The sequence below is a fragment of the Orbaceae bacterium lpD01 genome, from assembly GCA_036251705.1.
GTDB lineage: Bacteria > Pseudomonadota > Gammaproteobacteria > Enterobacterales > Orbaceae > Utexia > Utexia brackfieldae.
Map to the genome: position 1 here is coordinate 428,484 of CP133959.1, position 24,999 is coordinate 453,482.

General features: G+C 39.6%; 22 protein-coding genes. 7 read left to right on the forward strand and 15 right to left on the reverse strand.

The features are described from left to right. The first annotated feature begins 7 nt into the window (after positions 1–7). Positions 8–742 (forward strand): 23S rRNA (guanosine(2251)-2'-O)-methyltransferase RlmB, encoded by a 735-nt coding sequence (rlmB, locus tag RHO15_01900; GenBank protein WVD64292.1) that lies wholly within the window; start codon positions 8–10, stop codon positions 740–742. 143 nt (positions 743–885) lie between these two features. On the opposite strand, the gene metF is transcribed toward rlmB, so the two are convergent. After that, complete coding sequence (gene metF / locus RHO15_01905) at positions 886–1,773, reverse strand: methylenetetrahydrofolate reductase (GenBank protein WVD64293.1); 888 nt, start codon at positions 1,771–1,773, stop codon at positions 886–888. Between the two features lie 21 nt (positions 1,774–1,794). Further along, positions 1,795–2,946: a cystathionine gamma-synthase gene (gene metB / locus RHO15_01910; protein ID WVD64294.1), complete on the reverse strand. Its 1,152-nt coding sequence runs from the start codon at positions 2,944–2,946 to the stop codon at positions 1,795–1,797. A gap of 181 nt (positions 2,947–3,127) precedes the next feature. On the opposite strand from metB, the gene metJ reads away from it, so the two are divergent. Further along, positions 3,128–3,445, forward strand: a complete 318-nt coding sequence (gene metJ / locus RHO15_01915) for a met regulon transcriptional regulator MetJ (protein ID WVD64295.1) — start codon at positions 3,128–3,130, stop codon at positions 3,443–3,445. An 80-nt stretch (positions 3,446–3,525) separates the two neighbouring features. Here the strand turns inward: metJ and rpmE are convergent, their stop codons facing one another. The 5 genes from rpmE to RHO15_01940 all read right to left on the reverse strand — a co-directional run bounded on the left by rpmE (position 3,526) and on the right by RHO15_01940 (position 7,676). After that, the gene (gene rpmE / locus RHO15_01920; protein ID WVD64296.1) at positions 3,526–3,741 is read right to left on the reverse strand and encodes a 50S ribosomal protein L31; all 216 of its coding nucleotides are present in this window, start codon (positions 3,739–3,741) and stop codon (positions 3,526–3,528) included. 131 nt (positions 3,742–3,872) lie between these two features. Then, complete coding sequence (gene degS / locus RHO15_01925) at positions 3,873–4,922, reverse strand: outer membrane-stress sensor serine endopeptidase DegS (protein ID WVD64297.1); 1,050 nt, start codon at positions 4,920–4,922, stop codon at positions 3,873–3,875. Between the two features lie 124 nt (positions 4,923–5,046). Then, complete coding sequence (locus tag RHO15_01930; protein ID WVD64298.1) at positions 5,047–6,429, reverse strand: Do family serine endopeptidase; 1,383 nt, start codon at positions 6,427–6,429, stop codon at positions 5,047–5,049. A gap of 114 nt (positions 6,430–6,543) precedes the next feature. Beyond that, entirely contained in the window at positions 6,544–6,963 is a 420-nt protein-coding gene (locus RHO15_01935; GenBank protein WVD64299.1) for a DUF1043 family protein, read from the reverse strand. Positions 6,964–7,187: 224 nt separating this feature from the next. After that, on the reverse strand, positions 7,188–7,676 hold the full coding sequence (locus tag RHO15_01940; protein ID WVD64300.1) for a DciA family protein: 489 nt from the start codon (positions 7,674–7,676) through the stop codon (positions 7,188–7,190). 121 nt (positions 7,677–7,797) lie between these two features. Between RHO15_01940 and RHO15_01945 the strand changes: the two genes are divergently transcribed. The 3 genes from RHO15_01945 to mutT all read left to right on the forward strand — a co-directional run bounded on the left by RHO15_01945 (position 7,798) and on the right by mutT (position 11,455). Beyond that, a complete protein-coding gene (locus RHO15_01945; protein WVD64301.1) occupies positions 7,798–8,148 on the forward strand; it encodes a hypothetical protein in 351 nt (116 codons plus the stop codon). Positions 8,149–8,283: 135 nt separating this feature from the next. Continuing rightward, entirely contained in the window at positions 8,284–10,989 is a 2,706-nt protein-coding gene (gene secA / locus RHO15_01950; GenBank protein ID WVD64302.1) for a preprotein translocase subunit SecA, read from the forward strand. 55 nt (positions 10,990–11,044) lie between these two features. Next, complete coding sequence (gene mutT, locus RHO15_01955) at positions 11,045–11,455, forward strand: 8-oxo-dGTP diphosphatase MutT (protein WVD64303.1); 411 nt, start codon at positions 11,045–11,047, stop codon at positions 11,453–11,455. A gap of 80 nt (positions 11,456–11,535) precedes the next feature. On the opposite strand, the gene RHO15_01960 is transcribed toward mutT, so the two are convergent. The 3 genes from RHO15_01960 to RHO15_01970 are packed head-to-tail and all read right to left on the reverse strand — an operon-like array spanning position 11,536 to position 14,537. Continuing rightward, on the reverse strand, positions 11,536–12,894 hold the full coding sequence (locus RHO15_01960; protein WVD64304.1) for an NCS2 family permease: 1,359 nt from the start codon (positions 12,892–12,894) through the stop codon (positions 11,536–11,538). A gap of 32 nt (positions 12,895–12,926) precedes the next feature. Beyond that, positions 12,927–13,418 (reverse strand): type 3 dihydrofolate reductase, encoded by a 492-nt coding sequence (gene folA / locus RHO15_01965; GenBank protein WVD64956.1) that lies wholly within the window; start codon positions 13,416–13,418, stop codon positions 12,927–12,929. A 54-nt stretch (positions 13,419–13,472) separates the two neighbouring features. Next, on the reverse strand, positions 13,473–14,537 hold the full coding sequence (locus RHO15_01970; protein ID WVD64305.1) for a glycosyltransferase family protein: 1,065 nt from the start codon (positions 14,535–14,537) through the stop codon (positions 13,473–13,475). A gap of 396 nt (positions 14,538–14,933) precedes the next feature. Between RHO15_01970 and RHO15_01975 the strand changes: the two genes are divergently transcribed. Together RHO15_01975 and RHO15_01980 are read left to right on the forward strand one after the other, a co-directional pair. After that, the gene (locus tag RHO15_01975) at positions 14,934–16,391 is read left to right on the forward strand and encodes a sulfatase-like hydrolase/transferase (protein ID WVD64306.1); all 1,458 of its coding nucleotides are present in this window, start codon (positions 14,934–14,936) and stop codon (positions 16,389–16,391) included. 22 nt (positions 16,392–16,413) lie between these two features. Continuing rightward, positions 16,414–17,046: a LysE family transporter gene (locus RHO15_01980; GenBank protein ID WVD64307.1), complete on the forward strand. Its 633-nt coding sequence runs from the start codon at positions 16,414–16,416 to the stop codon at positions 17,044–17,046. Positions 17,047–17,177: 131 nt separating this feature from the next. On the opposite strand, the gene dacB is transcribed toward RHO15_01980, so the two are convergent. The 5 genes from dacB to RHO15_02005 all read right to left on the reverse strand — a co-directional run bounded on the left by dacB (position 17,178) and on the right by RHO15_02005 (position 24,821). Continuing rightward, a complete protein-coding gene (gene dacB / locus RHO15_01985; GenBank protein ID WVD64308.1) occupies positions 17,178–18,659 on the reverse strand; it encodes a serine-type D-Ala-D-Ala carboxypeptidase in 1,482 nt (493 codons plus the stop codon). Between the two features lie 330 nt (positions 18,660–18,989). Further along, positions 18,990–20,297 (reverse strand): Na+/H+ antiporter NhaC family protein, encoded by a 1,308-nt coding sequence (locus RHO15_01990; GenBank protein WVD64309.1) that lies wholly within the window; start codon positions 20,295–20,297, stop codon positions 18,990–18,992. A 66-nt stretch (positions 20,298–20,363) separates the two neighbouring features. Continuing rightward, on the reverse strand, positions 20,364–21,641 hold the full coding sequence (gene rsmB / locus RHO15_01995) for a 16S rRNA (cytosine(967)-C(5))-methyltransferase RsmB (protein WVD64310.1): 1,278 nt from the start codon (positions 21,639–21,641) through the stop codon (positions 20,364–20,366). Positions 21,642–21,660: 19 nt separating this feature from the next. Further along, positions 21,661–22,623: a methionyl-tRNA formyltransferase gene (gene fmt / locus RHO15_02000; GenBank protein WVD64311.1), complete on the reverse strand. Its 963-nt coding sequence runs from the start codon at positions 22,621–22,623 to the stop codon at positions 21,661–21,663. A 287-nt stretch (positions 22,624–22,910) separates the two neighbouring features. After that, on the reverse strand, positions 22,911–24,821 hold the full coding sequence (locus RHO15_02005) for an SLC13 family permease (protein ID WVD64312.1): 1,911 nt from the start codon (positions 24,819–24,821) through the stop codon (positions 22,911–22,913). Positions 24,822–24,999 lie beyond the last annotated feature (178 nt).

Sequence of the window (24,999 nt, forward strand, 5' to 3'; positions counted from 1 at the left end):
AATATTTATGAGTGAAATAATTTATGGTATCCATGCCATTGAAGCATTGCTAAACCGAGCACCTGAGCGTTTTATTGAGGTTTGTTTACTTAAAGGCCGAGAGGATCAACGTCTACAATCATTAATCGAACAAATAGAGCAGTTAGGGCTGGTTGTCAAAGTCACTAACAGGCAATATTTAGATGAACAAACTGATGGCGGTGTTCATCAAGGTATTATGGCCAAGATTAAACCGGGTAAAACTTATCAGGAAAATGATCTGGCTGATTTACTGGATGCACATTCAGCGCCGTTTGTGTTAATTTTAGATGGTGTCACGGATCCACATAATTTAGGTGCTTGTCTGCGAACCGCCGATGCGGCAGGCGTCGATCTCGTGATTATTCCGAAAGATCGCAGCGCACCGCTTAATGCAACGGCCAAAAAAGTGGCTTGCGGCGCAGCGGAAAGTTTGCCGGTTATTCGTGTGACTAATCTAGCCAGAACGATGCGTTTACTTCAGGAACGTAATATCTGGATTGTTGGTACTGCGGGTGAGGCTGAACGTACGCTTTATGAGAGCTGTTTTCAGGGGGCCTTAGCTCTTGTGATGGGCGCTGAAGGGGAAGGAATGCGTCGATTAACGCGCGAACATTGTGATGCACTTGTCAAAATTCCAATGAATGGAACCGTATCTTCCCTGAATGTTTCAGTTGCTACCGGCATCTGTCTGTTTGAAATTGTCCGTCAAAAAAGCCTATAGCTGACAGTCGTCTTTTTATGTGTCACTGTTAGTATTCATCAAATAGATTTTACCTGGTTTGATGGCATACACTGATATAATCCTCTTAATGATATTAAGAGGATTTTTTGTTAGCGCTAACGCCGATAGTATTTAAACTTAATTTACGGCTTAACACCCAGTGTATGACATAATGCAAAGCTCATTTCGGCTCGATTAAGCGTATAGAAGTGAAAATCTCTAACCCCTTCTCTTGAAAGCACTTTCACCATATCCATGGCGACAGAGGCACCCACAAATTTACGCGTTTCAATATCGTCATCAATACCGGTGAACATTTTCGTTAACCAGTTTGGCACATGAACATTTGTCATTGTGGCAAAACGTTCAAGCTGGGATAGATTTGAGACCGGCAGAATACCTGGAATAATTTCAGCATGAATACCATTAGCGACACATTTATCACGAAAACGTAAAAATTTTTCGATATCAAAAAAGAACTGGGTGATTGCCCGGTTTGCGCCAGCATCAATCTTCCGTTTAAGATTATCCAAATCAGCTTGGGCACTTTTCGCTTCAGGATGAACTTCCGGATAGGCGGCAACACTGATATCAAAATCAGCCACCTCTTTTAATAATGTGACCAGATCGGCGGCATAAATTTGTGGATTGGGTTGGCCTGCTGGAATATCGCCTCTTAATGCGACAATATGTTTGATACCATTTGACCAGTAATCTTTGGCAATATCAGCCAGCTGGGCTTTGGTTGCATCAATACAAGTTAAATGAGGGGCTGCAATCAACCCCGTTTTTTGCTTAATTGCTTTAATAATATCATGTGTTCTGTCCCGTGCCCCTGAATTTGCGCCGTAAGTGACCGAAACAAATTTCGGATTCAAGGTAGAGAGGCGAAAAATAGATTGCCATAAAGTCTCTTCCATCTCGGCGCTTTTCGGTGGAAAAAACTCGAAAGAGACATTGATACCTTCAGCTAAACCTGAAATATATTGATTTAGCGAATGATGGTGTTGAGCATGAGTAAATGTATTCATCGTCTTCATCTATTCCCGATATTAAATATGTGCTAAGGCATGATTAAGATCAGCGATTTGATCGTGCTTATCTTCTAAACCTACCGAGATTCTCAGTAACAGATCAGAGACGCCCGCAGTTTTACGCGCCTGCGCACTCATCCCTGAATGTGTCATGGTGGCAGGATGACAAATTAAGCTTTCTACGCCACCTAAAGATTGTGCTAAGGTGAAAATGCGTAACTGATCGATAAAATCAGGGAGTTTCTGCTCATTATCTTTCAATTCAAAGCTGAGCATGGCACCAAATCCAGTTTGCTGCTTACAAGCAATTTCATGACCCTGATTAGTCGGTAAGGAGGGATGATAAACACGCCCGACTTTAGGGTGTTTAAGTAAAAAATCAACGATATATTGAGTATTTTCTTGCTGGAATGTGATGCGTGCCCCCAGTGTTCGTAGTCCGCGTAAGAGTAGATAGCTATCAAAAGCAGAGTTTAATGTACCAATATTATTGGCCCACCAAAGGATATCGTTAGCCAGTTCTTGTGATTTAAAGACTAAAATGCCAGCAAGAAGATCTGAATGACCATTGAGATATTTGGTACAGGAGTGAATCACAATATCAGCACCCAAAGTGATAGGTTGCTGTAAAATCGGACTCATAAAGGTATTATCTACAGCGACTAGCGCTCCATGTTGATGAGATTGTTGTGCAATTAACGCAATATCAACCACGCGCAATAGCGGATTACTGGGTGTTTCGATCAAAACTAATTTGGGTTTATGACTTAACGCTTGTGCTAAAGCGACAGGATCAGATTGATCAACGAAGATAACTTTAAATAATCCTCGTTGACTTAAACTATTAAACAATCGGTAACTACCACCATAGCAGTCATGAGGAGCAACAATCGTATCTGTTGGTGTTAATAGCGAAATACAAAGAAGATGAATGGCTGACATACCACAGTTAGTTAAAATCGCATCGGTACCTTGTTCAAGTTCAGCAATGGTTTGTTCAACTAAACGACGACTAGGATTACTTCGCCGACCATAATCATATTCTCTTGGTTTTGAAAATCCTAACCAGCTATAACTGGTTGATGGCGTAATTGGGGGAACAACACTTCCATATTGGGAATCCGTGTTTAATCCGCCGCGAACAGCAATGGTATTTGGTTTTTGTGCCATTTTATTTTGCCCTCTTCGATTCGGTCATATTATTATCAGCATAGCATAAAAAAATGAGACGTCAACACATCTAGATGTCTAAATATCTTGATGTGTAGATTGCGAAATTATCTAAAAATCGTTAGAATAGAATAAATTACTTAAGCATATGTAGTCGAGTTGACAATAGGTAGAGCGGATTATGGCAGAATGGAACGGGGAATATATCAGTCCCTATGCTGAACATGGTAAAAAGAGTGAACAGGTTAAGAAAATAACGGTTTCGATTCCACTGAAAGTATTAAAAATACTGACAGATGAACGAACACGCCGACAGGTGAATAATTTACGTCATGCGACAAATAGTGAATTACTTTGTGAAGCTTTTTTACATGCTTTTACTGGTCAGCCTTTACCGAGTGATATCGACTTATTAAAAGATCGTAATGATGAAATTCCTGAGCAGGCGAAAGAGATTATGCGCCAGTTAGGTCTGGATCCTGATACTGCAGAGTACTAATTTAATATGTTTTAATGATGATCATTTAGTGATAAAAAAAGCGCCTTAGGGCGCTTTTTTTATCTGTAACTAGGGGTAAATTATTTTTTACCGCCAACCATGCTGAAACGTTGGTTAAATTTGTCAACACGACCACCCGTTGCAACATCACGTTGTTTACCTGTATAGAATGGGTGACATTCACCACATACGTCAAGATTTAGATCATGACCAACAGTTGAGTGGGTTTTGATTTTATTACCACAAGAACAAGTCGCAGTAATTTCTGTATATTTTGGATGAATACCTTGTTTCATAGAAACCTCATAGTTTTAAGTCGTATCGCTATACAACCATCTTTGATGTCGTACACCATACGAGTATGTAAATAAAAAATACATGTAGAATAAGGTAGCGTATTCTACACCGATTTTTCATGTTGTCAATCCTAGATAGGATATTTAGCGACTGTTAATTGTAGATCCAGTTTCTCACCATTGCGAAGTATAGTCACGGGGATAGTCGTGTTTGGCTTTATCTCTGCAATTTGATCCATGGTTTCCATAATCGAGGTAACCGATTTATTATTGACGGAGATTAAAATATCATTTGGCCTGATATCGGCCTGTTCAGCAGGCCCTTCCGCTTTGGTGACTAAGATACCTATTACATGCGGTGGAATATTTTGACTTTGTAATGGTGTAAACTCCAGGCCATCAACGCCGATATAACCCCGAATAATTTGTCCATCCTGAATCAGCTTTTGCATAATTTTGGTTGCTAATGAAGTCGGAATCGCAAAGCCCAATCCTTCTGGGACTTCAGTACTGGTATTTTTAGCGATGGAAAGGGTATTGATACCGACCAACTCACCTAAAGTATTGACTAAAGCACCACCTGAATTACCATGATTAATGGAAGCATCGGTTTGAATAAAATTCTGACGTCGATATGGGCTTAAACCGTCTCGTCCAGTCGCGCTGATAATACCTTGCGTGATTGTTTGGCCGATATTATAAGGGTTACCAATAGCCAGAACAATATCACCAATGTTGGGTTCTCGCTCAAGATTAATTGGAATACTGGGCAGATTATCTGCATCTATCTTGAGCACTGCTAAGTCGACTAATTTGTCGGAACCGACTAATATTCCTTCATAAATTTTACCCGAAAGCGTTGTGATAATGATTTGCTGTGCGCCTTCAATAACATGATAGTTAGTAATAATATACCCATCTTTATTCATGATCACGCCAGAACCTAAAGGGGTGATATTACTGTTTGGTGATTGGCCACTATTATTAATCGTTCTACTATAAATGTTTACCACCGCCGGCGCTGCTTTTTGCACTGCTTCTTTGTAGCTCAAAGGACTATTAGTAAACAGATTTTCAGGCAGAAAAGAGTTATCATTCTTCCTTAGCGAGGGAAACAGAATTAACAGTAAGATGGCGAGAACCGAGCCGATTAAAATAGGCCAAAGAATTTTTTTTATCATGATGCTCTGCTAAATAGGCAATATTTTTCTTAATAATATCATACAAATGTGAATAATAGATATTGAGACGGTTAAAAAAACGCGCCAGATTGGCGCGTTAAATAAAGAGGTTTAGCCTGCAATACTAATTAAGAATGAGATAGACTTGATTATTACCTCGCGTGATATTTAAAGCGATCGCTGAGGGTTTACTGTCGATGATCCTGCGTAAATCGGCAATATTCTTGACCGCTTCACGGTTGACGCCAGTAATAATGTCACCAGTTTGTAAATTTAATTTAGAGGCTGGTGAGTTCTTTGCGATACTTTGAATTAAGATACCGATTTTATCTTTATCTTGACTATTAATCAGTACGGCACCATCAAGTGCTGGATATAATGATTTAGCGTCAGTGATCGCATCATCACTATTTTTCAGTTTAGCTTTTAACGTGAGTGGTTTACTGTTACGAATAATACCTAATTCAACTTCGTGTCCTGCGCCCATGGTGGCAATATTGGCACGTAATTCAGCAAAACTTTCGATCGTACGGCCATTGAGCGACACAATCACATCACCCGCTTTAATACCAGCCTCTGAAGCAGCTGAGTTATCTAATACCTCACTGATAAAGGCGCCTTTTTGCACATCAAGCGCAAAGGCTTTAGCGATATCTGAAGTGAGTTCATTGCCTTTAATGCCGAGCACGCCACGTTTAACTTCGCCAAACTCGATAAGCTGAGTTGCTAAGTTTTTAACCATATTGCTTGGAATAGCAAAACCGATGCCTACATTACCACCGCCCGGCGCAATAATCGCCGTATTGATACCGATGAGCTCACCATTAAGATTGATTAAAGCACCACCAGAGTTGCCGCGGTTAATCGAAGCGTCAGTTTGAATGAAATTCTCGAATCCATTCATATTTAATCCTGTACGCGCGAGCGCAGAAATAATACCAGAGGTCACAGTTTGGCCGATACCAAATGGATTACCTATTGCGACAGCAAAATCGCCAACTTTGAGGGTGTCTGAGTTAGCTAATTTGATCGCAGTTAATTTTTTAGCATCGCTAATTTTAACGAGCGCAATATCTGACTGTGGATCGCGGCCAATTAATTTACCCTCAAATTCTCGTCCATCATTCAGTATAATTTTGATAGTTTCAGCATTATCAATAACATGGTTATTGGTAATGATATAACCATTGTCTGCATCGATAATGACGCCTGAACCCTGACTAATAAAAGATTTTTCTTGGCTACCGTTATTACCAAAGAATTGTCTAAACTCCTCAGGTACATTTAAATTTGGTTGTACTTGTGTCTTACCTTTAGCTTGAATACTCACCACTGATGGTGTTACGTTTTCCAGCATCGGTGCTAAACTTGGTAAAGTTTGTGTACCACTTGGGCTACTAATTGCTGGCGGAAAAACGGCATAAGCTGATGAGATTGTGGCTAAGGATAGACCTAAGCCTAACACAATCGCACTCAACGTCTTTTGTTTTAATAGACTCTTTCTCATTCAATTCACTCTCATTAATAAAAAAACCGAATAATATTATATGTTTGCCATGACAATATTCGATTTATTTGGGCATTAATGTAAATAATATGCTTGAAAATAGAAAAAACCAAGTTAATTTTTATTTTTACTCTCTGTTTTTAATAGTCCAGATGGACTACCAGAATAGTCTTTAGGCGGCTCTTCTGCTATTGATGCGGTGACTGTAGGTGTTTTTTCTTTGATAATTTTTAAAGGTGAATATTCGGGACTATTTGGATCGATATCTGCCAGTAATGCATTTGAGTTTTCAGCCATATGCTGATATAACGTACGGAATTCTTTCGCCATATTATCCAGTAATTCGGCACTATGAGAAAAATGTTTCACAATCATCTGTTTTTGAGAGATAAGCTCTTGTTTAGTCGCATCCAATTCTCTTTTTACTTGATTATAGCGACGAGCTCTCGGGCTGAGTATACTGGCAATAATCACGCCTAAGATAGCACCGACAATAGCACCAATAGCAAGATATAACATTAATTCTTCGTTCATTTTACCGCGCTCCTTTTCTTAAGGAAAAATAAATAGCTATTTCAATATTATTACATCAGTCGATTAAATGCCAATGTAATCACGCATAGAGTTAAGTGAGTGAATAACCACTTAGCTATATTCTACATCAAGTACTAAACTTAGATCATGTAATAAACTTAGATAGCGAAAAAGTAGCGAGGAGACTTAGGTTAAGTGTTGCATATCCGCTCCAGATTCCAAGACTATTTTTTAGCGGGTTGTGGTTTTGCGTGCTGGGCTAATTTCATCAGTTGCTGTTTCAGATTATCGGGACAATTCTCAGCCAGCACTTCAAGCATTTGTGCACTATTTTGGCTTAATTGCCGTTTTGGTTGATATGAGGTAGGGGGCTGTGGATCATCACTGCGAGCCATCAACGTGGCGGTATTTAAATTTGGATTAATGATAAAATCAATTGCCGCTAACCCAGGCAGAATACTTTGACGAAATGCTAGTAGTAATTTCTCTTGTTCATAACGCAGACGTGTTAGCCAACTGGCACTGCTCACTTCAACAATTAAACGATGTTGACGATAGTTAGCCGCTCGGCACTGTTTCTGTAATGAAAGTGGTAGGAGTGATTTTAAGGTTTGATTGAGTTTAGTTAAAGCGATAGCCCGCTCCTGTACTTTTTTCAATGAAGAGACGTCATCGAGTAAGGAATCAAATGTTTGGGGGGCACTTTTACGCATTAAACAACATCCATAATTAGGTGATGATGAGGTCTACTTATTCACTGATTTTGATAGCGCGCTAGTATTATCAAAATATCAACTGTGCAAATTTATTAAAATAAGATAACATATAAATATTATGAAAATCATTAATTATTGGCAGCAACTGAGTAAACACTTCATTTTCTCGCACTTATTATTAGGTGTAATTGCGGCTGGTTTTGGTTTTTCAACAAATGTTCTCGCTTTACCTTCAACAAATCCAGCGCAATCGCCTAATGCGATGATCGCGGTGATTGTTAAAGCGAATCTACAAGACACGTCATATGCGACTGTCACACATCATCATTATCAATTTTTATCGGCCCCTCGCTCGTCGATTGAGCCTTTTAATGTCTCACCGCTTATTGCCAGTTTTATATTATTACAAACTAAAGGCTATTCTCTTGCCAACCCAATTCGGGCAGGTCCTCAGGTTACTATCAGCTAATACTCCATAAATGATTCGTATGATGTATTTAAAATATATTATTGTACGATGATCTAAGATAGACATAATCATTCTCTTATAAATAGAACTAATGAATCATGTTTCTGAACATGACAAAAATAAAATGGAACAACTATGTTATTAAAATTATTAACGAAAGTATTTGGTAGCCGTAATGAGCGTGTTCTACGTAGTATGCGTAAACGCGTTGAAAAAATTAATCAATTAGAACCTGCGATGGAAGCGTTATCAGATGATGAACTAAAAGCCAAAACGCAAGAGTTTAAAGCGCAACTCGCTGCAGGTAAAAAGACTGACGATATTTTAGAAGAGGCGTTTGCTGTAGTTCGTGAAGCCAGTAAACGTGTGTTTGGGATGCGTCATTTTGATGTGCAGTTAATTGGTGGTATGGTGCTTAACAACCGTTGTATTGCTGAGATGCGTACCGGTGAGGGTAAAACATTAACCGCCACATTGCCAGCCTATTTGAATGCATTAACCGGCCATGGTGTGCATGTTGTGACGGTGAATGATTATTTGGCTGAACGTGATGCCGAAAACAATCGTCCTTTATTTGAGTTTTTGGGTCTTAGTATCGGTATCAATTTACCGAACACGCCACCAGAAGTGAAGCGCATTGCTTATAATGCTGATATTACCTATGGTACGAATAATGAGTATGGTTTTGACTATTTGCGCGACAACATGGTCTTTTCAAAGGAGAGCCGTGTACAACGTGCGTTACATTATGCCTTAGTCGATGAGGTTGACTCTATTTTAATTGATGAAGCCAGAACGCCATTAATTATTTCTGGGCCGGCGGATGATAGCTCTGAACTCTATGTGCGTATCAATAAAATTATCCCACATCTGACTCGCCAGGATAAAGAAGATTCCGATGATTATCAGGGGGACGGTGATTTTTCTGTTGATGAAAAGTCTAAACAGGTGAATTTAACTGAACGTGGTTTAGTGAAAGTTGAAGAGTTATTAGCCAAAGCGGGCGTAATGAACGGTGAAGATTCGCTGTATTCACCTGCCAATATCGTTTTGATGCATCATGTTAATGCCGCATTACGTGCTCATCACCTATTCTTTCGGGATGTAGATTATATTGTTAAAGAGGGTGAAATTATCATCGTTGATGAGCATACCGGGCGTACGATGGATGGGCGTCGTTGGTCTGATGGCTTACATCAGGCTGTTGAAGCGAAAGAAGGGGTGAAAATTCAAAATGAGAATCAAACTCTGGCTTCGATTACTTTCCAGAACTATTTCCGTCTTTACGAGAAATTAGCCGGTATGACCGGGACGGCTGATACCGAAGCATTTGAATTTAATCAAATTTATCATTTAGATACTATTGTTATTCCCACTAACCGTGGTATGCAGCGTCGCGATTTACCTGATTTAATTTTTATGACTGAACATGAGAAATTGAAGGCGATTATCGCGGATATTAAAGATTGTATTGCGCGTGGACAGCCGGTACTGGTTGGTACGGCTTCGATTGAAAAATCTGAAATGGTTTCACATGCATTAGACAAAGCGGGCATAAAACATAGTGTTTTAAATGCTAAGTTCCACGCTAAAGAAGCGGATATTATTGCTGACGCCGGTCGTAAAGGAGCGGTAACCATCGCAACTAACATGGCGGGTCGTGGTACCGATATTATGCTGGGTGGTAACTTGCAAATGGACATCGCTAAACTTGAAGATCCGACAGCGGAGCAAATCCAAGAGTTGAAGAAAGTGTGGCAAGTTCGTCATGAAGAGGTGATTGCATTAGGCGGTTTACATATTTTAGGTACTGAGCGTCATGAGTCTCGACGTATTGATAATCAGCTTCGTGGTCGTGCTGGTCGTCAAGGGGATCCAGGATCATCTCGTTTCTATCTTTCACTTGAAGATCCATTAATGCGTATTTTTGCTTCAGATCGTATCTCTGGTATGATGCGTAAGTTTGGTATGAAGGAAGATGAAGCGATTGAGCATCCATGGGTGACCAAAGCGATTTCTAATGCTCAACGTAAAGTTGAAAGCCGTAACTTTGATATTCGTAAACAACTACTTGAATATGATGATGTTGCCAATGATCAGCGTCGTGCAATATATAGTCAACGTAATGATATTTTGGATAATCATGATATCAAAGAGACGATTGACTCTATTCGTAACGATGTGTTCGATTCGGTTATTGCGCGATATATTCCGCCACAATCGATTGAAGAGATGTGGGATATTCCTGGTCTTGAACATGCCTTAAAAAATGACTTTGACCTCGATATGCCAATCGCGCAGTGGTTAGATGAAGAACCAAATTTACACGAAGAGACACTGAAAGAGCGTATTAAGCATCTTGCTGTTGAACGTTACCAAGAAAAAGAGGTCTCTGTTGGTGCTGAAGCATTCCGTAATTTTGAAAAAAATGTGATGTTACAAACATTAGATACTTTATGGAAAGAGCATCTTGCTGCAGTTGATCATCTTCGTCAAGGTATTCATTTACGTGGCTATGCTCAGAAAGATCCGAAACAAGAGTTTAAGCGTGAGTCATTTAATCTATTTGCCAATATGCTCGATGCACTTAAATATGACGTGATTGGTACGTTGAGTCGTGTTCAGATTCGTTCTCAAGAAGATGTTGAAGAAGCAGAGCGTCGTCGTGAAGAGGAGATGGCGCGTTTAGCTCAAAAACAGCAATTAAGCCATCACCATGAAGATGCTTTAGAAAATAGTGGACAACCGGTTGTTCGTCAAGGTGCTAAAGTTGGCCGTAATGAATCATGTCCCTGTGGATCAGGTAAAAAATATAAACAATGTCATGGCAGCGTGCAGTAATTTTCGATAAGATAAGTGAGCATTTTCTGTATATACTGATGGGTAGAAATTACTGATGAAAATACTTAAACATGTTGAAATTGCTGTTGGTATCATTCTTTCACAAGACTGTCAGATATTTATCACGCAGCGAGGTGAGCACTCTCATCTCGCGGGTTTTTGGGAATTTCCTGGCGGCAAAGTGGAGGTCAATGAGTCGATAGCCCAGACGCTGGCAAGAGAGCTGCTCGAAGAAGTTGATATTCATATCCGTGATGCGCAATTCTTAAAGACAGTTGAATACTGTTATAGTGATAGATGTATCACTATACATGCTTATTTGGTTGAACATTGGGATGGAGAGCCTTTTGCCAAAGAGGGGCAAGTCAGTCGTTGGACTGATATTGCTGATCTCAATGCGGATGAGTTTCCAGATGCGAATCGGTCGATTATTGAAATGCTCAAGAATATGGATAAGTGTTTATAAATAGTCTGCAATAAAATTAATCGACTTCAGCGGATTAATTTTATTGCATGATGTTATTGTGTGATTTTATGGAAAGTCTATTAAGCTAAGTTAGCCCAGCCACTGGCATAGAAGATAATCAGAGCAGCGGCAATAATTACTGTCCCCAGATTAAGTTTTCGCCAATCACCCGCAAAGATTCGACCTATTACCAACGATGCATAACCTAACATAATACCGGTAACGATATTACAGGTAAATACAATAAAGACCGCACAAATCAGTCCAGCCATCGCGCCGACAAAATCATCGAAATCTAATTTCTTCACATTAGACAACATTAATAGACCGACATACATCAATGCAGGAGCAGTTGCATAGGCTGGTACAAGGTAAGAGAGTGGTGAGAAGAAGATAATCAGTAAAAATAGTGCACCGACAATTACAGCCGTTAACCCCGTTCTTCCACCGGCTGCGGTACCCGTCGCTGATTCGATATAGACTGCCGCGGGAGATGCACCGACTAAGCCGGCAAAAATACTACTGACAGAATCGGCCGTAAGTGCTTTTCCACCATCAATAATTTGACCCTCTTTATCAATAAGATTTGCTTGTCCGGCGACAGCACGAATAGTACCCGTTGCATCAAATATAGCCGTCATCACTAACGCGAGTATCGTCGGTAATAAAGAGACTTTGAGAATGACTGACAAATCTAAACTAAATAGTAGTGAATGACCTTCATTATCGGTTAAGGATGGTAAAGCAAAAAAGCCTTTATATTGCACGTTAGGATCAAATATGAGACCAATAATTGAAATGGCAATAACAACTAATAGTATCGAGCCGGGTATTTTACGTTTCTCTAAACCGATAATTGCGGCTAACCCGATCAAGGTACATAGTACCGAAAATGAGGTGAAATCACCAAATGCGACTGGGATATCCGAAGCCGTATTTTTAACAATTAAACCTACCTGGCTGTTGGTGATAGCGATAATTAATAAAAACAGACCAATACCAATACCGGTGCCATGCGCAATACCAATTGGAATATTGCGTAATATCCAACTACGCAGACCGGTAATTGAGATAATACTGAAGATGACGCCCATAAAGAAAATAGCCCCTAAAGCTTCGGAGATCGTAATCGTCTTGCCGATACCTAAGCTATAGGCGGTAAAGGCACCTAATGAAATTGCACAGCCAATTGCCATAGGAAGATTGGCCCAAAACCCCATTAAAATGGAACCGAATCCGGCAATTAGGCATGTTGCAATAAATACCGCATCGGTTGGAAAGCCTGCATCATGTAACATGTTTGGAATAACAATCACTGAGTAGACCATCGCAAGGAAGGTAGTTAAACCCGCGATCATCTCTTTTTTAACGGTGGTTCCGCGTGATGTGAGATGAAATAGTCGTTCTGTTAGGGGAACTGAGATAGGTTTTTTTGACATAATAGATAAGACCTAGTGGTATTAAGTGAGATTTATTTACGATTTAAAATTTCAAATTGATAATGATAAGGGTTTTTATCATCCGCAATATGTTCTTCAACAAAGGTTTGCTGCCAAGGGTAAAGATGATAATCAGGAAAATGGGTATCACCATCCAGATTAGCCTGAATATGGGTTAGATACAATCGATTAGCTAATGGAAGTGCTTGCTGATAAATATTACCGCCACCAATGATCATCACCTCTGAGGCCGGCTTAGCGGCTTTGATGGCTTGTTCAAGTGAGTTTACCCAGCTTACCATCGATTGCGGTAAGGTGGCGTCAATCGGCTGACGAGTGATAATAATATTGTGGCGATTAGGTAGTGGACGACCAATAGATTCAAAGGTTTTTCTGCCCATGATAATCGGTTTATTGACGGTATTTTGCTTAAACCAAGCCAAGTCAGCGGGTAAATGCCAAGGCATTTGATTATTTTTACCAATGACGCGATGATTAGCCATCGCTGCAATTAAACTGATTATCATGTGTTATCCTAAATAAAACTCTCATTGAGTAAAATAAATCTATTTATCCTATTAAAGCTCGAAACCAAGTGCTTTAATTTTTTGCTCAACATGAGCGGGATACTTCACTTGCGACCATAAACGTCGACTGAGTTCGGAAAAATCCTCTTTTTGATTATTCACAATCCAGCTGACTAACTCTTTAGCCACATTCGGATAGATAACGGGATCTGGAGAGGGAAGCGTGAGCCACTGTCTGAGTTTATCTTGTTCGAGTGTTTGCATCACTTGCGCCAGATCTAATTTTGCCAGACACTCGGCATTATAAATTTGTTCAAATTGCCCTGAAACTGGTTTGGTGAGAATTTTTTTACCTAAGACTAATGCTTCGGAAATCAGTGCAAATCCGGTATTAGTGATAATGCCTGCTGATTCAGCCACCGAACGAGTGAAAACTTCACGACAGAGTGGATGTAGTGAGATATGTCCGTCTTGCTGGCTCGTTTTGATACTAGGATGAAAACAGTAAAATTGTTGATCTTGGAAAGGCGCGAGCAGTGACTTGATATCAGCGATTGATTCAAACGGTAAATAGACGACGATATGGTCTTTTTGTGAGGTTGGCTCTAATTTATCTACAATCGGTGGAATAAGCGGATGACCAAAATGAAACCAGTGCAGGGCAACCGGTCTGCTCACGGGCGCATAAAATTTCATAATGGTGCGCGCAATTAAACCATATTCTTTGGGTTGAATATATTGCGTGACCGCCTGATTACTAATTCCAATACAGTCAAGTTGCTGATGTTTAGCCGCCCAAGCACTGACGGGTTCAAAATCGCTAATAATACAATCATAGTCGGAAAGATCTAATTCTTTGACATCTTTGATGAGTCGAAAAGCATGTATCCGTTTAATGGTCTTACGCAAGTTGATTTTGCCATTAGTGGTTTCAAAACTCATACCTGAAAATGTGCGATATTGATTAAATGCCTGCATATCAAAGTAGTCGCCAGGATCCCGACCACTAAATATATAATCGACGTCTACACCGGCTTCTTTGAATGCTAATGCTAATGTTCGACAACGGGTAATATGCCCATTTCCCGTGCCTTGAACACCAAAAAGTATTTTCATATATTATATCTAATCCTTTCCTATCCTTATGGCTATTATCATATCAGAGCATTTCTTGAATGATAACCTCTTTATACGATAATAAACGGACTATTTACACTCAGCTTTTGTGAGATGATGATATCGGCCTGATTATGCTCGTGCTGGGGGGATTATTTTATCAATAGAATGGTTCACACCGACCATTGTAATAAGATGATAGAACCAGAGACAAATAGGCAGTTTGATGGGCTAGCGAATAAAGTGAGCATAGAAAGCATCATAAAAGGCAACATTCCGATGACGACGCCTGATGTTATTAAAATCCAAATCCGTTGTGATGAAAAACCTGCTCATTTAAGGTGTGATTGATATATACTAAATATCTTAATGAAATTAACCGTTGAAATAATAAAAATGTTTTTTTCTCAAATACCCACTGCGGTAATTAGTATTTTACCCCTGCTTATTATTGCGCCTATTTTGGCGTCCTTTATTAAATATACCAAATGGCAGTTTGTTTTGATTGTCATTATGACCTTATTTATTGTCACTGAACTGGTATCGATTTATTTCAGTGGTGGTTTTATTGATTATCAGTTTTTTGTCAATCTTAATCTGAGGGATATTATTGCTGGACTAGCCATTTTTAAATTACAAGCCGCTTTAGCGATTCTCTGTTTTTTAGTGATTGTTTTTGTGCTGATGTTAATCAGCAAGTTTCTCCGATGTTATGGGTGGTATTGGCTACGATTAAGTCTCTTGGTGATAGGTATTATTTGCTTAGTCCAAAAAGAGGGGCCATTTAGTCGATTATATGAAATATACCAAGTGACGATGGCACAACAAAAGGTCTTTAATCAAGCGATTGAGTCACTTAATATGCAGGGGTATGTGACTAAACCGGCGCTTGAAGCGCAAAAAGGTAAGAATATTATTGTGATCTCTTTGGAGTCGTTTGAACGGGGCTTTATGGATATGCCTGGAATTACCCCTAACTTATCCCGGTTATCACAGCAATATACTTATTTTCCTGATATGAAAATGGGACCGGGTAGCTCTTGGACAACCGCGTCAATGTATACTTATATGACTGGTACGCCTTTTCTCATTGGTGAGCTTAATACGTCACCGCTTGCTAATACTGCGAAAATCCAGTTAGTCAGTTTAGGTGATATTCTGAATAAAGCGGGTTATCAAACGGAATATGTCATGGGTAGTCCTAATTTTGCAGGTATGGGGCATATCATTTCTCTGTTTGGTATTGAGGTGATTTCTGAAGCCAATTATCCTGGTAAATACCCCGCAGCACCGTTCGGACTTTATGATCATGATATTTTTGAGGTGGCAAAAACGCAGCTGACTAAGTTCAGAGAAAATGATAAACCTTTTGCGCTATTTATTTCTACTGTCTCGACCCATGCCCCTAATGGCTTTGAAGATGAGCGAATGCGCTCGTTGATTTCACCTAAAGCCGATAATATGTCATTTGTTGCAGCTTCACTTGACTATAATTTAGGACGTTTCATTCAGTATTTATCCGATAACCATATTCTAGATAATACGGTTTTTTATATTTTCCCTGATCATTTAATGATGGGGGCTGGAACGCCGATTATTGCAACATTGTCAGCACACGAACGTAGTTTGTATTTCATGAGTAATGCATCGACACAAGCGTTAAAGAAAGAGACCCAAGCGACGCTTTATCAGATTGATTTGCCACGTTTAATTCTTAATGGTGCGCAGGTTAAGACGAACGCAACATTTTTAACTGATTATATTCCCGCCGATATAGATAAACTTGAGTATATCAAAACGCATAAAGCGGCCATTGCTCAGCTCAATCATTCCGCAGAAGTGGTTGTAAAATAGATCGTAAAATAGGTAGAGAAATATGCAGATATCATTTGTAGAAATGAGTTTTTTTGTTTTTACCATTAGTTTTTTGGCCATGGTATCGCCCGGACCTGATTTTTTTCTGGTCCTGAAAAATAGTTTGCGTTATAACCGTGGCGCCGCATTGATGTCGGGTGCTGGCGTCGTTGTCGGCGTACTCACGCATATGATTTACTGTGTCGCGGGTGTGGCTATTTTGATAAAAAGTACTCCTTGGCTATTCACGTTACTGCGCTATGCCGGTGCCGCTTATTTGGTTTGGATTGGCTGTAAAGCGTTAATGACTAAATATTCGTCCTCAGTTGATTATTCAGTCAATAAAACAGCGACTAATATTTCACTGAAAACCGCGTTTTTACAGGGCTATTTTTGTAATCTATTAAATCCGAAAGCAACTCTATTCTTTCTATCGGTATTTACCCAGGTACTTAATGCGGACTCATCTTTATTTGATAAGTTTTGGATTGCGTCGATTATTGTTATTGAAGCGGTATGTTGGTGGCCTTGTGTTGTTTTTTTATTTCAGACACCTTGGGTACAAAGACGTTTTTTCAAAATTCAGTGGTTTGTTGATAAGCTGTTAGGCATCATCTTAATTTTACTAGGTATTAAGGTCGCTATTGGTTTTTAAGTATGACTGCTTTGATTTCGGTTATACATTCGCAGTCCTAAAAATACAGGGAGCTTTGCTCCCTGATTGATGCTTACAACAATGATATTGTGTAAAAGCAGATTCTCATTTTCGGCCTAAGCATATCTGCTTTAGTTAGCAGCGGTACTGTTTAAGCACTGCGCATAGAATGTCTCTTCAAACTTCATGATCGCGGTTTTTTCTGGTTTTGATGAATCATCTGAACGATATCCAGTTAAAAACTGTACGAAGGCAATATAGCGATTATCATGTGTTTTAATAAAACCAGCCAGATTATAGGAGCCTTCTAAATAGCCTGTTTTAGCAAAAACGGTTTGTTTAAACGGCATATGGCGAAGACTATTACGATATTGTAACGTACCATCAACGCCGGCAATCGGTAACATATTAATCATGTTAAGCTCACTATCATGATCAGCCACATATTCTAGAATTTCTAACATCGTTTTAGCATTGAGTAGATTCAAACGAGATAAACCTGAACCATCAATAATGACATTATTTTTTAAATCAATATTAGCTTTCTCTTTCAGAATCTCTCTAACCGCATCACTGCCGTTGCGCCAGGTCCCTGATTGATGAAAATAATGTGCACCAATTGTTCTAAATACAGTATCTGCAATAAGATTATTTGAACGTTTAAGCATATTGGTCAATAAAACCGGCAACGCTTCTGACTGGTTACTGGCTAATATTTTCATTTTACTATTACCGAGAGATTGCTTGGATTCAGTAATATTACCTTTGAAAATGATGCCCTGTTTGGATAGCATCTCGCGTAAAATTTGGGCAATATAGTGGCCGCCATCACTGACAGCAAATTGAAAATAGCGCTTTTTATCGGTAACCCGAACACAGCCACTAAATTGATAGTTGTTGTTGTCTTTAGCGGTAATATCTAATTCACAATATTGATTATCGCTATCTTTTGACGTCGTGATGATATCACTGCTTAATGTGACCGGATAAATAGAAGAGGCCGATACTGAGGCAATTTGTCCTACTTTCGCTGCGGGTGAAACTGAGGCATAAAAACAGTTACCATCGATAATACTGGCGGCCGGTGAAGTGTTATAACAATAGGTGAGATTATTCCATGACCAGCCGGCGGCTTTATCATGACCGGCAAAAATACTACTATCAATAATAATATTACCGGTAATTTGCTCGATACCTTGCTGTTTTAAACTATTAACCATGTTCGATAGTTGCTGCCGGGTAAAGGTGGGATCAGCCGACATTTTTAGGATTAAGTTACCATTCAAGGTGTTTTTATTTAGGCTGGCATCACTTTCGAAGGTGGTGATAAAATGAAAATCATGGCCTAGTTCAAGTAGTGCGGCTAATGCGGTGACTATTTTCTGGGTACTGGCAGGGATGCGCAGTTGCTGGCTTTGATGTGAGAAAAGCTGCTCGTGATCACCATCGGTATATTGCGCGATCAGTGAAATGTTGGTACCGGGGGGTAAAAGACTGAAATCAGCCGTAATTTGCTGTGCTTGGCTGAGAGTTGGAACACATAATGCAAGCATAAGGGTTGTGATAATAGTGACGACTTTTTTTACAACCATCAATCGTTGATTCTGATACATAGCTTGATTTCCAAAAGATTAAATTTCCTAAACTGAGACAAATGGACGTTAATTTTTATTATCTGATGCTTTTTCTTTGTCCATGATCATTATAGCCATATTCAAAATATTTTTACTATGTATAAACAAAAATATTTCTGTCACTTTGATTCAGATAATCTGTATGTAAAATAGGGATAATCCAAATATGTTAACGCAATAGATAAACAGGCATAACACTCAATTTTGAATGAGATTTTATCGACTGTGGTTGCGATGGTGGGCGTATAACTTACGAGAGTGATGAATAAAATTAGCACCATCATCGCATGATGATGCTAACTGTTTTAGTTAAAGTACTAATGAACCAATCCATCCAGCAAATAAGAGTGGTATATTAAAATGGATAAAGGTTGGAATCACGCTATCGCGAATATGATCGTGCTGGCCATCCATATTCAGACCTGCGGTGGTGGCCAATATGGTATCAGAAGGCGGAGCGCCTGCATCACCGATGGCACCTGACGCACCAATAAGACACACGGTTGCCAAAGGAGAAAAGCCCAGTTGAACACATAATGGCACAAAAATAACAGCAATAATCGGGACGGTTGAGAATGATGAACCAATACCAAGGGTAATAATTAAGCCAATCACCATTAACGTAAAAGAAGCCATGACTTTATTACCACCAAAAATTTCTGCGCTATGCATCACTAATGTACTGATCTCATTGGTCTGCTTCAATACTTCAGCAAAACCTTGGGCCGAAATCATCACGAAGCCGATCATCGCCATCATTTTCAAACCATCATTGAATGCATTATCTGCCTCATCCCACTTAACAATACCGGTAGCGAGAAAACAGATAAATCCAATCAAAGCGCCCAAAATCATTGAGCCAGTATAAAGCTGAATCACAAAAGATAAAATGATTGTGGCAATAGAGATGAAAAGAGAACGTTTGGTCATCTCAGGCGCATGTTTAACTTCAATCATTTTTTCCTGATATTTACGGGGTTTACGGTAACTAAAAAAAATCGCAATAAGTAAACCAATGAACATCCCTAAAGCGGGAATCGCCATCGCTTCCATGACGTTAATATGTTCTACATTCAGGCCCGCATTGGAAATATTTTTGAGTAAGATTTGCTCAAGAAAGATATTACCGAAGCCGATAGGTAAAAACATATAAGGTGTAATCAAACCAAAGGCCATCACACAAGCAATCATCCGACGGTCTAAACTTAATTTAGACATCACATATAGCAGTGGCGGAATGAGTAGGGGAATAAAGGCAATATGAATTGGAATGACATTTTGAGATGAAATGCTCACCAAACCGATAATAATAATGAGTAACCATTTGATTTTATTCTTTTTAGAGGGGGTTTTGAGCTGTTTTATAGCAATGTCAGCAAGTGCTTGGGGTAATCCTGATCGAGAAATGGCAACCGCAAATGCACCTAATAGTGCATAAGATAGGGCGATTGATGCACCATTACTAATACCGGTGTTAAAAGCATCAATCGTTTCTTTGAGAGTCAAATCACTACACAGTCCGCCCACGAAAGAGCCAATGATCAAACTAATCACGACGTGGACTCGCATGACCGAGAGAATAAGCATACATAAAACAGCAAGGAGAACAGCATTCATAATGGTGAATTAATTCCTGAGGTTAATATTTATGTGAATAGCATAAGCATAAGCAAAATCCCGTTACTATAGCAGTTTTTTGCGTAGAACAGTATAAAAGAAGCCGTCACCGCCTTGATTGGTTGGGACATGTTGTATCATTTGATCAAGAACCACGGCATCCTGAACTTGTGTTAAAAATCGTGCTATTTGTAGTTGATTCTCTTCTGGCAAGATGGAGCAGGTCGCGTAGACTAAAACACCCTCAGGCTTAAGATAGGGCCAAATTGCCTGAAGAATTTCACTTTGCAAGGTTGATAACTCATCAATATCATTATCGTGGCGTAACCACTTAATGTCAGGGTGACGCCGAATAACACCAGTTGCTGAGCAGGGGGCATCAAGTAGAATCCGATCGAATAACAGACCTTGACAAAACTGTTCTGGATAACGGCCATCGCCAACTTTGATGTCAGCAGATTGATTAAGTCGTGCTAAATTTTCAGCGACTTTTTTCAAGCGATATTGATCAATATCGACAGCCATGACGCGCGCTTGCGGCGCAATCTCTAAGATGTGTGTCGTTTTACCACCTGGCGCGGCGCAGACATCGAGAATCAGTTCGTGATTTTTAGGTGCTAACAGTTTTCCGGCTTGCTGTGCCGAAAGATCTTGCACAGTCACCCAACCTTCGGCAAATCCAGGTAATCTGGTGACAGCAATCGGTGAGGCTAATTGAATTGCACCATCAAGCTGTTCACTTTTCTTCGCTTCAATATCTTCTGCGCTAAGTAGCTGTAAATACCCATCGGTAGTATGGTGCTGTTGGTTGACTCTTAACCACATCGGGGGTTTTTGGTTATTGGCTTCAATAATATGAGACCAATTATCAGGATAAGCTTGTTGTATGCGTTTGAGTAGCCAGGTCGGATGCAGACTTTGATTACCCTTCTGTTCGAAAAGCGTCGTTAATTCGTTTTGTTGCCGCTGGAATTGACGCAGTACCCCATTAACTAAGCCTTTAAATGCCATTTTTTTCAAAGAAACTGCGGCATTGACCGTTTCAGCGATTGCTGCATGAGGTGGTACTCGAGTTTGGGTAAGCTGGTAGATACCTACCATTAACAGATAATGTAAAATGCGGTTTTTACCCGTTAACACTTTATCCATCAACTGCTGAATGATAAATTCTTGTTTGGGTAATGTACGCAAAATGCCAAAACAAATTTCAGCGACTAGCGCACTATCTTTGTCATCTAAAGGTTTTTGTAATGGCGGCAGGGCAACACTTAATGATTGCCCTTTTTCCATCACTTGATAAAGGGTGTTTGCCGCGACTGCACGTAAATTTATGGTTTTTTTCATATTTGACTTAATTATAAAATTATTTAATCAGCGTACCCGGCGTAAACCACTCTTTGCGAGAGTTCAGCAAATCTTGTGCTGACATCGGTTTTTTGCCGGCGGGCTGCAGCATTGTCATAACTAAAATGCCATCGGTTGTGGCCACCGCAATACCCTGTTTATCTGCAGAAATAATGGTGCCCGGTGGCTGGGTTGTTGGCTGAGAAATCACATGGCTTTGCCATACTTTAATTGATTGCGCTTCAATATCGAAATAACTCACAGGCCATGGATTAAAGGCCCGAATGCAGCGTTCTAGCTGCACGGCAGAAAGCTGCCAGTCTAACTTGGCTTCTTCTTTGGATAGCTTACGAGCGTAGGTTGCCTGCTCATCATTTTGCGATTCTGGTTTTATTTGATTTTGACGCATTAATGTCAGTGTCGTTAGCAGTGCCTCAGGTCCAAGTTCAGCTAATTTATTATAGAGTGAAGCACTGGTGTCATCTGCCAAAATAGGGCAGCTTGCCTTATATAACATCGCACCCGTATCTAAGCCTTCATCCATCTGCATAATCGTAACACCAGTCTCCTTATCACCGGCCCAACATGCTCGTTGAATTGGCGCAGCGCCACGCCAACGCGGCAGCAATGAACCATGAACATTTAAACATCCCTGTTTGGGTAAATCAAGCACCACTTTCGGTAAGATTAATCCATAAGCAACCACTATCATAATGTCGGCATCTAATGCGGCAATGAGCTGCTGATTTTCTGGGGTTTTTAATGTTGATGGCTGAAAAACAGGTAATCGATACTGCTCAGCCACTATCTTTACTGGGCTTGCTGTCAATTTATTGCCGCGCCCTGCTGGTCTGTCTGGCTGTGTGAATACAGCCACAATATCGTATTCTGAAGCAATTAATGCTTGCAAGTGTTTGGCAGCAAAATCCGGCGTCCCGGCAAAGATGATTCGGTATTTATGTTTTGATACAGAGTTAGACATTATATGACCTTTAAATGCACGATATCGATAAAACGAAATCATACTGTATATCGCCCTAATGTTATAGACTATTTTTAGATTAAACACGACAACTGGGTGATTTTAATGATCGCTTACGCAATTAATCATCACCAACAAATACGACCTGACAAATCAAGATGCTATTTTTATCATTCACTTTCTGACAACTTATACTCGTTTATATCAAAAAATAATCGCTCATCTCTCGGCATTAGTGATCATTTTCCCGTAGGTAATTGACTCTCGATTGATAAGATTAATTCGCTTTAGTTAAATGGAAAGAATAGTGGAACGAGTAAAATATCAGCGATTAATACTAAGATGGTGAGAGGAACACCAATTTTTACAAAATCACTAAAACTATAACCACCTGGTGCGACAATCATGGTTTTCACCGGTGATGAAACTGGTGTAATGAAAGATGCTGAAGTAGCTATGGCGACGGTCATCGCAAATGGATAAGGTGAATAGCCAAAATCAAGTGCAATATTAATAGCAACCGGAGCGACCAGAATTGCGGTTGCCGTATTTGATATAAATAAGCCAATAGTCGAACACAGCAAAAAAACAAAAGTTAATACGATATGTGGACCAAAGCTGTATAGATGCGTTTTTAACCATTCAGAAGCTAAACCAATACCACCTGTTTTATTCAATGCTACGGCGAAAGGCATCATACCAATAATAAGAATAAGGCTGGGCCAATGGATTGAACGATAGGCACTTTGCATATCAATACAGCGTGTGGCACCCATTAACAAACAGGCTATCAATGCTGCCACAACATTAGGTACAATGCCACTTACCATTAGACCAATCATGATAGCTAAACTCAATAAAGCAGGGATAGCCTGGGTGCTTGCTGGTGCTACCTCATCAATTTCAGCTGGAAAATTAAGTAAAACAAAATCATTGGTTTTAGTTTGCAATTTTTGAATGGAGCGCCAATCGCCACAAACTAATAAGGTATCTCCCATCGTCAATTTTTCATCGAACAGATCAGTCTCAAGTACCTCGTGATTACGGCGAATACCAATCACAGTCAGGAAATACTTAGAACGAAACTCTACTTCTTTTAATGTTTTACCTAATAGTGTTGAGTCAGGTAGTAGAACAACTTCAGCCATGCCTACTTCTTTAGCTTGTTCTGAGAAATATTCACCGCGGAGGATTTTCGGTTCTAATCCATTTACGTCTAAAAATTGATGAATATTAATTTCAGCATGAGAAAAGTCGATGAGAAGAACATCATTTTCTCTGAACTCGGTTGTCCCATTCACTGGGATCATAACTTTACGAAAACGTCGCCAACGCTCTATTCCTATGACATTAACCCCATGTTGACTGCGTAAATGTAAACTATCAATAGTTCGGCCAATAAAGGCTGAGTTCGGTTTAATCGCTGCGCGATGTGCTCGACCAGCCAGTTTATATTCTCGAATTAAATCCGTCATTTTGCGACGATGCTGTATCCTATTATCCCTCTCAACTTGCGAGGTGCTCACTAACCAGTTTCTAGAGACAATACAGTAAATGATCCCAATAATTAAGATACTGATTCCAATTGGTGTAATATCAAAAAAACTAAAGCCAGAAGGTTGTATTTTTTCAAGCTCGCTGTTAACGACTAAATTAGGTGCTGTTGCGACTAATGTCATCATACCGCTGATTAAACCAGCGATACACAATGGCATCATTAACCGTTTAACATGAATGCCAGAGCGAGCTACAATACTCATGACAACTGGAATAAATATCGCGACTACACCCGTTGAGCTCATCACTGAACCAAGTAAAGCGACCCCTAGCATAATCAAAATGATGATCCTAATTTCGTTATTACCAGCTACACGCAGAATATATTCACTTATCTGATAAGATATACCGGTTCGAACCAAACCTTCTCCGATAATAAATAGTAGCGCAATGAGTACAATATTGGGATCGCTAAAACCAGATAACGCTTCTGCTGGCGTTAATATGCCAGTCATCATAATTGCAGTAATGATCAGGACAGCAATAATATCCATACGCAGTTTGCTAAATGAAAAAAGCAGAATGGCAATAAATAGGAGTAAGCAAACAATAATAAGCTGACTATGTGTGGTAAAGGTTTCTGGCAGGATAGTGATGAATTTATTCAAAAGGCCAGTTGTTGATTCGGATGTCTGTTCCATTTCTTTGATGATTAAAAGGAAAGTCGTGTGCTGAATCTTAGCATATTTATTGACGGAAGTAGAATATAGTCCTTAGATTAATTTGTTCCTTAATCTGGTTAAGTTGAAAGTAGAGCTGAATACTCGTTAATCAGATGTTGAGCGTCATAAGCTGATGATTGCCTTAAATAGTTATGTT

What these genes read in the sequence shown, in the direction of transcription:
- rlmB (WVD64292.1), top strand. Translation starts at nt 8, where the DNA reads ATGAGTGAAATAATTTATGGTATCCATGCCATTGAAGCATTGCTAAAC.
- metF (WVD64293.1), bottom strand. Translation starts at nt 1,773, where the DNA reads ATGAATACATTTACTCATGCTCAACACCATCATTCGCTAAATCAATAT.
- metB (WVD64294.1), bottom strand. Translation starts at nt 2,946, where the DNA reads ATGGCACAAAAACCAAATACCATTGCTGTTCGCGGCGGATTAAACACG.
- metJ (WVD64295.1), top strand. Translation starts at nt 3,128, where the DNA reads ATGGCAGAATGGAACGGGGAATATATCAGTCCCTATGCTGAACATGGT.
- rpmE (WVD64296.1), bottom strand. Translation starts at nt 3,741, where the DNA reads ATGAAACAAGGTATTCATCCAAAATATACAGAAATTACTGCGACTTGT.
- degS (WVD64297.1), bottom strand. Translation starts at nt 4,922, where the DNA reads ATGATAAAAAAAATTCTTTGGCCTATTTTAATCGGCTCGGTTCTCGCC.
- RHO15_01930 (WVD64298.1), bottom strand. Translation starts at nt 6,429, where the DNA reads ATGAGAAAGAGTCTATTAAAACAAAAGACGTTGAGTGCGATTGTGTTA.
- RHO15_01935 (WVD64299.1), bottom strand. Translation starts at nt 6,963, where the DNA reads ATGAACGAAGAATTAATGTTATATCTTGCTATTGGTGCTATTGTCGGT.
- RHO15_01940 (WVD64300.1), bottom strand. Translation starts at nt 7,676, where the DNA reads ATGCGTAAAAGTGCCCCCCAAACATTTGATTCCTTACTCGATGACGTC.
- RHO15_01945 (WVD64301.1), top strand. Translation starts at nt 7,798, where the DNA reads ATGAAAATCATTAATTATTGGCAGCAACTGAGTAAACACTTCATTTTC.
- secA (WVD64302.1), top strand. Translation starts at nt 8,284, where the DNA reads ATGTTATTAAAATTATTAACGAAAGTATTTGGTAGCCGTAATGAGCGT.
- mutT (WVD64303.1), top strand. Translation starts at nt 11,045, where the DNA reads ATGAAAATACTTAAACATGTTGAAATTGCTGTTGGTATCATTCTTTCA.
- RHO15_01960 (WVD64304.1), bottom strand. Translation starts at nt 12,894, where the DNA reads ATGTCAAAAAAACCTATCTCAGTTCCCCTAACAGAACGACTATTTCAT.
- RHO15_01970 (WVD64305.1), bottom strand. Translation starts at nt 14,537, where the DNA reads ATGAAAATACTTTTTGGTGTTCAAGGCACGGGAAATGGGCATATTACC.
- RHO15_01975 (WVD64306.1), top strand. Translation starts at nt 14,934, where the DNA reads ATGTTTTTTTCTCAAATACCCACTGCGGTAATTAGTATTTTACCCCTG.
- RHO15_01980 (WVD64307.1), top strand. Translation starts at nt 16,414, where the DNA reads ATGCAGATATCATTTGTAGAAATGAGTTTTTTTGTTTTTACCATTAGT.
- dacB (WVD64308.1), bottom strand. Translation starts at nt 18,659, where the DNA reads ATGTATCAGAATCAACGATTGATGGTTGTAAAAAAAGTCGTCACTATT.
- RHO15_01990 (WVD64309.1), bottom strand. Translation starts at nt 20,297, where the DNA reads ATGAATGCTGTTCTCCTTGCTGTTTTATGTATGCTTATTCTCTCGGTC.
- rsmB (WVD64310.1), bottom strand. Translation starts at nt 21,641, where the DNA reads ATGAAAAAAACCATAAATTTACGTGCAGTCGCGGCAAACACCCTTTAT.
- fmt (WVD64311.1), bottom strand. Translation starts at nt 22,623, where the DNA reads ATGTCTAACTCTGTATCAAAACATAAATACCGAATCATCTTTGCCGGG.
- RHO15_02005 (WVD64312.1), bottom strand. Translation starts at nt 24,821, where the DNA reads ATGGAACAGACATCCGAATCAACAACTGGCCTTTTGAATAAATTCATC.